Genomic DNA, 9807 nt, shown 5'->3' with positions numbered 1-9807 from the left:
TACGCAGGTACCGATGCTAAGTCAATACCCCCATTGAATTTTTTTTCAAAAAGGGCAAAAAAGTGGATTTGCGTGGGAGGCAGGAAGCGGGCACGAAAATGCGCGCGGGGGGATGGTGTGCTTATCCATTTCAGGTGGTGGCGCTTATGGCCCCTTCCGCCCTTACGGCGGGTCACTTTTTTTCTTGGAAAAAAGTAACCAAAAACCGCTGGCTCCCACATCCGGCCCTCCGCTGCGCTGCGGGTTCCCTCACTCCGGCCTTGCTCCCGCGTGGACCGGGCTGTACGGGCCTTCCTGGCCCGCAGCCCTTGCCGGCCTTCCTGGCCGTCACCCCGCTCCGCAAGACCTCCGTTCGGCCTCCTGAGGTCGCCAAGTTAGGGGTGGCGCCTGGGCTGGCGTTATCTTCGATAGTGGCATGGGCGGTGGATATTAGGACCTCTTCGCGGGCAAGCCCGCTCCCACAGGTACCGCGTCGCTCTGAAGGTATGCGGAGATCCTGTGGGAGCGGGCTTGCCCGCGAAGAGGCCAGGACTGCCAATGCACATTCTGGCGCTGCCGCGCTGTACCGCCCTTATAAACAAGCGAGAGCGCAGCGATTCGCCAGCCGTTGCCCTGGCCCTTGATCTGGCCTTTGATCTGGCTCGTGATCTTGATCTACTGCGACTTCAGGAGGCCGAACGGAGGTCTTGCGGAGCGAGGTGACGGCCAGGAAGGCCGGCAAGGGCTGCGGGCCAGGAAGGCCCGTACAGCCCGGTCCTCGCGGGAGCAAGACCGGAGTGAGGGAACCCGTAGCGCAGCGGAGGGCCGGATGCAGGAGCCAAGACCTTTTGGTTACTTTTGGGGCGTTTGCCAAAAGTGACCCGCCGTAAGGGCGGAAGGGGCCAGTGGCCGCACCACAGCAAATGGATAAGCCCACAATCTAAAATCCCACTACCTATGCAGACCCCACCACAACCCGCTATGGTTTCCCTCTACCCCGGCCCCCAAACCCGGCCCCAGACAAAAACAATACGGGGAGCGCCCATGCCCGCCCACACCCCCGAAGCCCACGCCAGAAACCTGGCCGCCTTCATCGACGGCCACTTCGCCGACCGCGGCCTGGCGCCCGAACCGGTCATCGCCGAATCCTGGTACCGCAGCATCAACCAGCACCACCTCGACCCCAGCCTGCGCCACGTCGACAACATCCTCAGCGCCGCCGAAATCCGCCAGCACCAGGCCCAGCACGAAGCCTACCTGACGATCGCCGGCCAAGGCGTCAACGGCCTAGCCCGCCGCGTGGTCGATGCCGGCTTCGCCGTGCTCCTCAGCGACGCCGACGGCATCACCCTCGACGCCCGCCTGCCCGCTGACCACCACCGTTACTCACGCGCCGGGCTGATCGTCGGCGCCCGCTGGGACGAGTCCATCGCCGGCACCAACGGCATCGGCACCGCCCTCGCCTCCGCCCAGGCACTTACCATCCACCGCCAGGAGCACTTCCTCGCGGCCAACGCCCGCCTGAGCTGCTCGGTATCGCCCATCTTCGATGCCCATAACCAACTGCTCGGCTGCCTGAACGCCACCTGCCTGCACAGCGAAGGCCCCAAGCAGGCCCAGCACCTGACCCTGCACCTGGTGACTTTGTACGCCCGGCTGATCGAAAACACCCACTTCCGCCAACGCTACCGCGACCGCCTGACCCTCGCCCTGAAACCCCGCGACGACATCACCGACCTGGCCAACGAGCAACTGCTCGCCCTCGACGAAGGCGGCCGGGTGATCGGCGCCAACCGCGCCGCGTTCCTGGCCTGCCCCGACGGCCTGCTCGGCCAGCGCATCGAGCAGCTGCTGCCCGCCTCGATCGACCAACTGCTCGCGCTGACCCAAGGCGGCGCGCGCGGCACCCAGCTGCGCGCAACGGCCGGCGAGCAGATCATCGAAGTCGGCCTACGGGTCCCAGCGGGCTACCGCCTGCCTGCGACGCAGGAACAACCGGCCGCACCGGCCCCGAGCCACCCCGGCCTGGAGCAACTGGCAGGTGGCGATGCGCAGCTGCAACACGCCGTGCGGCGCTTGCGCAAGGTCATCGACAAGGACATCTGCATCCTTATCAGCGGCGAAACCGGTACCGGCAAGGAGGCCTTCGCCCGCGCCGTGCACCAGGCCAGCCGACGTCACGCCGGCCCCTTCGTCGCGCTCAACTGCGCGGCCATCCCCGAGTCGCTGATCGAAAGCGAGCTGTTCGGCTACCGCAGCGGCAGCTTCACCGGGGCCAGCCGCAAGGGCATGAAAGGCAAACTCGAGCTGGCCAACGGCGGCACGCTGTTCCTCGACGAGATCGGCGACATGCCCGCCCACCTGCAGACCCGCCTGCTGCGTGTGCTGGCCGAACGCGAGCTGCAACCGCTGGGCGCCGAAACGCCGGTAGCGCTGGATATCCAGGTGGTGTCGGCGACCCACCAGGACCTGTCGGCCATGATCGCCGACAAGCGCTTTCGCGAAGACCTGTACTACCGGCTGTGCGGCATGCGCCTGAGCCTGCCGGCGCTGCGCGAGCGCACCGACCGCGCCGAGCTGATCGGGCACCTGCTTGCCCGCCTGGCGGATGGCGTGCCATTGCGTCTGGATGACCAGGCGCGGGCGTTGCTCGAGGCCAGCCCTTGGCCAGGCAACGTGCGCCAATTGCTCAACACCCTGCGCTACGCGGTCGCGCTGGCCGAGGATGGGGTCATCGATGTCGATTGCCTGCCCGAAGAGCTGTTCGCCCGCCCAGCCCCCACGGCGATGGCAAATCAGCCGTTGCGCCTGGAGGATCAAGTGGAGGACGCCGAGGCTCGGCATCTGCTCACACTCTTGCGCCGCCAGCACTGGAACATCAGCGCCGCCGCCGAAGCCGCGGGCATTTCCCGCTCGACCCTGTACCGCAAGATGAAACGCCACCGGATCATGCCGCCGAATCAGCTGGACTGACACCCCCTCAGTGCAGGGCAAAAATGCCACTCGTCGGCCGTAGTGCAAATTGGCCATCACCGCCTGCAACGCCTGCTTAACTCAGTGGGCTGCCAGGCAGGTGGCACCGCAGACCAAGGATGGGTTGCACAAGCAGGCTGCCAACAGCCGCTCGCAGCGGGCAAACCACCGACCCGGTGGGCTTGCCCCCCCGGCAGACCGCAATCCGGCTCGCCGTCCCCTCTCCTCGTCTTTCCCGCCCGCCTGCGCCAGCATCAACCCGGTTTTTCATTCATCGAATGCAATGGAGGCAATCATGTCTGAAGCTCAGCACGCAGCATCGGTAGGCTTGTTCCCGGTGTCCTACCAGATCGGTAGCAATGCCCCTGGCGCGCAACGCCTGCAACTCGATCTGCTGGTCTATACCCCAGACCGCAGCCTGCGCGGCAACGCCGTGGTCAGCCAAACGACCAACCCGCCGCTCAACCTGCAACTGGACGCATGGGGCACCTACGCCTACCTGACGGTGCAACCGCCGACCGATTCGAAAATCCTTGTCACCCTGCAGGGCAACCACGGCGGCCCCTCCGCCAACTCCCCAGGGCAACTGCGCCTGCACCTGCTGCTCGACAGCGACTGGCAGCGCGGCGTGGCGACCTACCAGTACTACAACGGCCAGCGCTGGATCGAGGTCGAGCAAGTCCCGGCGCAGCTGGACAACCAGCGTGTCAAGGCGCTGCCCAACGTCGACACCGGCAGCGAGCTGAACACAGCGACCCTGGAGGCGGCGATCGCCTCGGGCAACCTCGAGCAGCTCAAGCAACTGGCCGCAGGCTCGGTCGGCAAGGCGCTGGACCAGGCCATTGCCGCCAGCAACACGACCCCCGCCAAGGCCGGCAAGGCCGCCAACAAAGCCTGAGCAGACAAGGAGAAACAGCATGGCCATCGGACTTTTCCATACCCGCCTGAACGTCAGCAACAACCTGCCTGGCGCGCCGTTCCTGACCCTCGACCTGCTGGTCAACACGCCTGCCAAGAAGGTCACCGGCGTGGCGCGCATCGCCCAGGCCACGCACCCGGTGCAGGTGTTCCATGCCGATGTGTGGGGTAGTTACAGTGAACTGCCGCCTGCCGCAGGCGCCGGCAACGCGATCGTCCTGCACCTGGACGGCAACCCCAGCGGGCCGCTCAGCCAGATCGCCGAGACGTTCCACCTGCAGGGCCTGCTCGACGCCGACTGGAGCAACGGCAACGCCAGCTATCGCTACCTGAATGGCGACCGTTGGATCGACCAACCGCATGTACGCGTGCGCAAGGCGCCGGATGTGACCCATCAGAACGTGCGCCAGCCGGCCGAGCGGCTGCAGGAGGCGATCAGGCACCTGCAAAGCGCCTGATCCAGGGAGACGGCTTTGAGCGCCACGCGCGATAGCCGTTAGCGGCAGACCAGGCTTGTTCGCGGTTCATCCCACGAACAAGCCTGGTTCGTTTCAGGCGAAGAAGCTGTAGAAGATCGCCGACAGGGTGATCAACCCCACCAGGGTCACGAACACATTGGACAAGGTGCCCGAATACTTGCGCAGCGACGGCACTTTGCGCACCGCGTACATCGGCATGAGGAACAGCAGGCAAGCGATCACCGGCCCGCCCATGCTCTCGATCAGGCGCAGGATGCTCGGGTTGAGCGTCGCCACGATCCAGCAGGCGATGACCATGAACAACGCGGTCACCCGTTCCAGGCGCTTGGCCGGCCAGGCTTTGCCGCGACCGCGCAGGCTCTTGACGATCATCCCCTGGAAGCCTTCGCTGGCACCGATGTAGTGGCCCAGGAACGACTTGGTGATCGCCACCAGGGCGATCAGCGGGGCAACGAACGCGATCACCGGGGTCTGGAAGTGGTTGGCCAGGTACGACAGCACCGAGATGTTCTGCGCCTTGGCGGCGGCAAGGTCGGCGGGGCTCAGTGCCAGCACGCAGCTGAAGCAGAAGAACATCACCGTCACCACCATCATCAGGTGGGCCACCCCCAGGGTGCGGCCGCTCTTGCGGTCGGCGTCGGCGCCATAACGGTGCTTCTGGTCGACGGCGAAGGCCGAAATGATCGGCGAATGGTTGAACGAAAACACCATCACCGGAATCGCCAGCCACAGGGTCAGCAGCAGCTTGGAGGCGCTGATGCCCTCGTTGGCCTGGGCCAGAAAGGCGCCGTTCCAGTTGGGGATCAGGCTCAGGGCCAGCAACAGCAGCGAGGCGACGAAGGGATAGACCAGCACGCTCATGGCCTTGACGATGATCTGCTGCCCACAGCGCACCACCACCATCAGCCCGCAGATCAGCAGCAGCGCCAGCAAGGCCCGCGGCGGCGCCGTCAGGTGCAGCTGGTTTTCCAGGAAGCTGGTGAGGGTGTTGGTCAAGGCGACGCTGTACACCAGCAGGATCGGGAAGATCGCCAGGAAGTACAGCAAGGTGATCAGCTTGCCGGCACCGACGCCGAAGTGCTCTTCGACCACCTCGGTGATGTCTTCGTTGCCGCCCTTGCGACCCGACAGCACGAAACGGGTCAGTGCCCGGTGCGCATAGAAGGTCATCGGGAACGCCAGCACGGCCAGGATCAACAACGGCCAGAAGCCACCGACCCCGGCATTGATCGGCAGGAACAGGGTGCCCGCGCCGATGGCCGTGCCATACAGGCCCAGGGCCCAGGTGGTGTCGTGGCGGTTCCAGCTGGTCGAGCCCGCCGCTGAAGCGGGGGCGGCCGAATCCGCACGAACAGTCGTGGTGCTATGTACATCGGTCATCAGATATCGCCTTTTTAGTTGTTTTTGTCGCAGGTAGAGCGGGTGTCGCAGTAGAGCAGGCGCGGCCCTGGCCGCACCGTGAAGCATTGCAGGGGGGTTAGCGGGTCAACACTCGACGAAGGCAACGGCCAGGCCGCCGCGCGAGGTTTCCTTGTAGTTGGCGTGCATATCGGCGCCGGTATCGCGCATGGTGCGGATGACCCGGTCGAGCGAGATGAAGTGCTCGCCATCACCGCGCAGCGCCATCTGCACGGCGTTGATCGCCTTGACCGCCGCGATCGCATTACGCTCGATGCACGGCACCTGGACCAACCCGCCAACCGGGTCGCAGGTCAGCCCGAGGTTGTGTTCCAAGGCAATTTCCGCGGCGTTTTCCAGCTGTGGTGGGGTTGCCCCAAGCACCTCGGCCAGGCCGGCGGCGGCCATCGAGCAGGCGGAGCCAACCTCGCCCTGGCAGCCCACTTCGGCGCCGGAAATCGAGGCGTTTTTCTTGCACAGGATGCCGACCGAGGCGGCAGCGAGGAGGAAAGAGACCACATCGTCGTCGCACGCGGTCGGGTTGAACTTCATGTAGTAGTGCAACACCGCCGGGATGATGCCCGCCGCGCCATTGGTCGGCGCGGTGACCATGCGCCCGCCGGCGGCGTTTTCTTCGTTGACCGCCAAGGCGAACAGGTTGACCCACTCCATCGCACTCAAGGTCGAGCCGATCACGTTGGGCTTGCCGACTTCCTGCAGGCTGCGGTGCAAGCGCGCGGCGCGCCGCTTGACCTTGAGCCCGCCGGGCAGGATGCCTTCGTTGCGCAGGCCGTTGTCGACGCAGTCACGCATCGCCGCCCAGATACCCAGCAGCCCGGCGCGAATCTCGGCCTCGCTGCGCCAGGCGCGTTCGTTGGCCATCATCAGTTGCCCAACGCTCAAGCCATGGGTCTTGCACAGGGTCAGCAGTTGGGCGGCGCTGGAAAACTCATACGGCAGGCTGACCTGGTCGGTGCTGGCCTGCGGTGCGTCGATCTCGGCCTGCTCGACGATGAAACCGCCCCCGACCGAGTAGTAGGTCTGGCTGAACAGGCTGCCCTGCCCGTCTTCGGCCTCGAGCGTCATGGCGTTGGGGTGGTAGGCCAGGCTCTCGTCGAGCAGGCGCATGTCGCGGGTGTAGTTGAATGCGATCGGCTGGCGCCCATCGAGCATCAGGCACTGCTCCTGCATCAGCTGGTCGATGCGCGGTTCGATGGTGGCCGGGTCGATACGGTCCGGCCACTGCCCCATCAGGCCCAGCAAGCAGGCGCGGTCGGTCGCGTGGCCGACCCCGGTGGCAGACAGCGAGCCATACAGGCGGACCTCGACGCGGGTCACCCGCTCCAGCACGCCACGCTCACGCAGGGCCTGGGCGAATGTCGCAGCGGCGCGCATCGGCCCCACGGTGTGGGAGCTGGAAGGGCCGATGCCAATCTTGAAGAGGTCGAAAACACTGATAGCCATACTAATGCCTGGCCCTGCCGTGCTGTCGTGCCACGGCCGGGCTCTCTGAAAAAATTGAACGCTATTACAACTTTGCGAGATACTGCGCCGTGCCCTTGGCGTTGACCAACGAATTCTCCTAAGCAAGCCTTTAGCAGGACTAAACAATGCGCAAGCAGCTCAATGGCCAGATGTTCGTCTGGTTGCACGTGTTCTCCTGCGCGGCGCGGCACCTGTCGTTCACCCGCTGTGCCGAAGAGCTGCACATCACCCCGGGCGCGGTCAGCCAGCAGATGCGTCAGTTGGAGGAGCGCCTGGGTTACCGGCTGTTCCAGCGCAAGGCCCGCGGTGTCGAGCTGAGTGCCGAGGGCCAGCGCCTGGCGCAGACGGTGGCCGAGGCCTATGGCAGCATCGAGGCCGAGCTGCTGCGCCTGGACGTTGGCGAGATCCGCGGCACCCTGCGCGTGCGCTCGATCCCCTCGTTTCTGGCGAAATGGCTGACGCCGCGGCTGCCGCGCTTTCAGCAGCGCTACCCGGACATCGAACTGAGGTTGGTCGCCGAAGACAGCAACCAGGCGCTGCACCCGGACGATTTCGACCTGGCCATCGACCTCAACGACGGCAGCTACCCGGGGATGCTCTCGACGCCGTTGCTCGACGAGCAGATCTTTCCTGTGTGCTCGCCGGCCCTGCTGCGCGGCCGGCCGCCACTGCACGGGCCGGCGGACCTGGTGCACTACCCGTTGCTGCACGACATCACCGCCTGGCGCGGCAGCTCGGAATACGCGGAATGGGAGTTTTACCTGGAGGGTATCGGTGCCGGCGAACTGGATGTGCGCCGCGGCCATACGTTCAACCGTAACCACCTGACCATCGAGGCGGCGATCGCCGGGGTGGGCGTGGCGATCGCCCGACGCACCCTACTCAATGACGAGCTGGAGCGCGGCACCTTGATCGTGCCGTTCGGCGTGCCGATCGCCAACCACAAACGCTACGTGCTGCACTACCCGCCCGGCGGGCTGACTCAGCCGGGTGCGCGGGCGGTGCATGACTGGCTGGTGGAAGAAGCCTTAGGGTTTCGCGCACTGCACCCGCTGGCCATTCACTAGTACGCCTGTTTGCCGGTAAACGCGTTCAAGGTGCGCACCAGGATCACGAAGTCGAGCCACAGCGACCAGTTGTTGATGTACTCGATGTCCGAGTCGACCCGCTGGATCATCTGCTCGATGCCTTTGGTTTCGCCCCTGAACCCGCGCACCTGGGCCAAGCCGGTCATGCCCGGCTTGATGTTGTGGCGAGCGAAGTAATCGACGATGTCCTGCGAATACAGGGTGTCATGTTGCAGCGCGTGCGGCCGCGGGCCGACCAGCGACATCTGCCCGGTGAGCACGTTGAACAGCTGCGGCAGCTCGTCCAGGCTGGTGCGGCGGATAAAGGCACCGACCCGGGTCAGGCGCGGGTCATTGCGCTGCGCCTGCTTGACCACGCCGTTTTCCGGCTGGTGCACGTGCATGCTCCTGAACTTCCAGATGCGGAACGATTCGCCGGTCCAGCCCATCCGTTCCTGGCGGAAGAACACCGGGCCCGGGCTGTCGAGCTTGATCGCGATAGCGATCGCCAGCAGCACCGGCGAGGCGCACAGCACGATCAACGCCGCCAGCACGCGGTCTTCGAGGTTCTTCAGGAACAGGCTCATCCCGGTCAGTGGCGTTTCCGACAGGGTCAGCACCGGAATGCCGGCGATCTCCCGCACACTGTGGTTGATCAGGCGCAGCGAGAAGATGTCGGGCACCCAGTTGACCGCGATGCAGCGGTCGAGCAGCTTCAGGTAGACCTCGTTGATCACCTCGGAGCCGCCCAGCGGTGTCACCAGATACACCGTGCGAATCGCATGCTGGGTGACCAGTTCGTCCAGCTGCGAGATATGCCCGAGCACCGGTAATCGCTGCAGGCCCTCGGGCCCTTCACGGGCAGGCTCGGTCGCCGGTTCGATAAGCACGCAGCCCACCACCCGCTCACCGAACCAGGGGTTGTTGCTGATTTTCAGGTGGAGGAAGTTGGCCAGGTCACCCGCGCCGATGATCAAGGCGTTGTCCATGCGGTAGGCGTTGGCGAGAAAGCGCTTCTGCACCTCGCGCACGGCAAAGTGCAGAAACAGCTGCGCGCAATAGCCGATGACGAACAGCTTGCCCACCAGCATCCGCGAGTAGGTCTCGCTCTGCTTGGTGAGGAACGCCATCACCACCAGGAAGCAGAACGTCGCCGACCAGGCCTTGAACAACCTGAAGGCCTTGATCGACAGCCCGACGTTGCTGCGGTAGATCGCGTAGTGGTCGTAGATCACCGACAGCGCACCGATCAACAGCAGCAGCATGATGACGTAATCAGAGGTGATGTAGCCGAATTGATCGTAGATCAGGTACCAGGCGATCCCGGTGACCGCTATGCCGTCGAGGCCCGCCTGGATGGCGTTGCTGACGCTGCTTCTGCGTTGTAGTAACGAACGACTGCTTCGGGGCTCGAAAACCATTGTCAGACCTCATCGCATAGGAGCGTAACGAAGGCTTTTGCATCACAGCTACACGGTATGACCGCCAATCGGCTTTGCCTCACGCAA

8 protein-coding genes are annotated in these 9807 nt (G+C 64.9%); 4 read left to right on the top strand and 4 right to left on the bottom strand.

Annotation, left to right across the window (positions count from 1 at the left end):
* A partial coding sequence (locus CCOS865_RS28325; RefSeq protein ID WP_208644548.1) for a hypothetical protein occupies window positions 1–221 on the bottom strand: 221 nt, incomplete at its 3' end.
* Between the two features lie 802 nt (window positions 222–1023).
* On the opposite strand from CCOS865_RS28325, the gene CCOS865_RS17715 reads away from it, so the two are divergent.
* The 3 genes from CCOS865_RS17715 to CCOS865_RS17705 all read left to right on the top strand — a co-directional run bounded on the left by CCOS865_RS17715 (window position 1024) and on the right by CCOS865_RS17705 (window position 4328).
* Window positions 1024–2952 (top strand): sigma-54-dependent Fis family transcriptional regulator, encoded by a 1929-nt coding sequence (locus tag CCOS865_RS17715; RefSeq protein ID WP_119143168.1) that lies wholly within the window; start codon window positions 1024–1026, stop codon window positions 2950–2952.
* Between the two features lie 295 nt (window positions 2953–3247).
* Window positions 3248–3850: a DUF1842 domain-containing protein gene (locus CCOS865_RS17710; RefSeq protein WP_119143166.1), complete on the top strand. Its 603-nt coding sequence runs from the start codon at window positions 3248–3250 to the stop codon at window positions 3848–3850.
* Window positions 3851–3869: 19 nt separating this feature from the next.
* Window positions 3870–4328, top strand: coding sequence for a DUF1842 domain-containing protein (locus CCOS865_RS17705; protein ID WP_119143164.1), 459 nt, complete (start codon window positions 3870–3872; stop codon window positions 4326–4328).
* A 93-nt stretch (window positions 4329–4421) separates the two neighbouring features.
* On the opposite strand, the gene CCOS865_RS17700 is transcribed toward CCOS865_RS17705, so the two are convergent.
* Complete coding sequence (locus CCOS865_RS17700) at window positions 4422–5729, bottom strand: serine/threonine transporter (protein WP_119143162.1); 1308 nt, start codon at window positions 5727–5729, stop codon at window positions 4422–4424.
* Between the two features lie 105 nt (window positions 5730–5834).
* Window positions 5835–7211 (bottom strand): L-serine ammonia-lyase, encoded by a 1377-nt coding sequence (locus CCOS865_RS17695; RefSeq protein WP_119143160.1) that lies wholly within the window; start codon window positions 7209–7211, stop codon window positions 5835–5837.
* Window positions 7212–7357: 146 nt separating this feature from the next.
* On the opposite strand from CCOS865_RS17695, the gene CCOS865_RS17690 reads away from it, so the two are divergent.
* On the top strand, window positions 7358–8299 hold the full coding sequence (locus CCOS865_RS17690) for a LysR substrate-binding domain-containing protein (protein WP_119143158.1): 942 nt from the start codon (window positions 7358–7360) through the stop codon (window positions 8297–8299).
* On the opposite strand, the gene CCOS865_RS17685 is transcribed toward CCOS865_RS17690, so the two are convergent.
* Entirely contained in the window at window positions 8296–9720 is a 1425-nt protein-coding gene (locus CCOS865_RS17685; RefSeq protein WP_119143156.1) for an undecaprenyl-phosphate glucose phosphotransferase, read from the bottom strand. The two genes, CCOS865_RS17690 and CCOS865_RS17685, sit on opposite strands and share 4 nt — an antisense overlap.
* Window positions 9721–9807 lie beyond the last annotated feature (87 nt).

It is taken from the genome of Pseudomonas reidholzensis (assembly GCF_900536025.1).
Lineage (GTDB): Bacteria > Pseudomonadota > Gammaproteobacteria > Pseudomonadales > Pseudomonadaceae > Aquipseudomonas > Aquipseudomonas reidholzensis.
This window is presented reverse-complemented; position numbering and strand designations above follow the sequence as displayed.

Excerpts from the sequence above, each read along its gene's own strand:
- CCOS865_RS17715 (WP_119143168.1), top strand. The coding sequence starts at position 1,024 with ATGCCCGCCCACACCCCCGAAGCCCACGCCAGAAACCTGGCCGCCTTC.
- CCOS865_RS17710 (WP_119143166.1), top strand. The coding sequence starts at position 3,248 with ATGTCTGAAGCTCAGCACGCAGCATCGGTAGGCTTGTTCCCGGTGTCC.
- CCOS865_RS17705 (WP_119143164.1), top strand. The coding sequence starts at position 3,870 with ATGGCCATCGGACTTTTCCATACCCGCCTGAACGTCAGCAACAACCTG.
- CCOS865_RS17700 (WP_119143162.1), bottom strand. The coding sequence starts at position 5,729 with ATGACCGATGTACATAGCACCACGACTGTTCGTGCGGATTCGGCCGCC.
- CCOS865_RS17695 (WP_119143160.1), bottom strand. The coding sequence starts at position 7,211 with ATGGCTATCAGTGTTTTCGACCTCTTCAAGATTGGCATCGGCCCTTCC.
- CCOS865_RS17690 (WP_119143158.1), top strand. The coding sequence starts at position 7,358 with ATGCGCAAGCAGCTCAATGGCCAGATGTTCGTCTGGTTGCACGTGTTC.
- CCOS865_RS17685 (WP_119143156.1), bottom strand. The coding sequence starts at position 9,720 with ATGGTTTTCGAGCCCCGAAGCAGTCGTTCGTTACTACAACGCAGAAGC.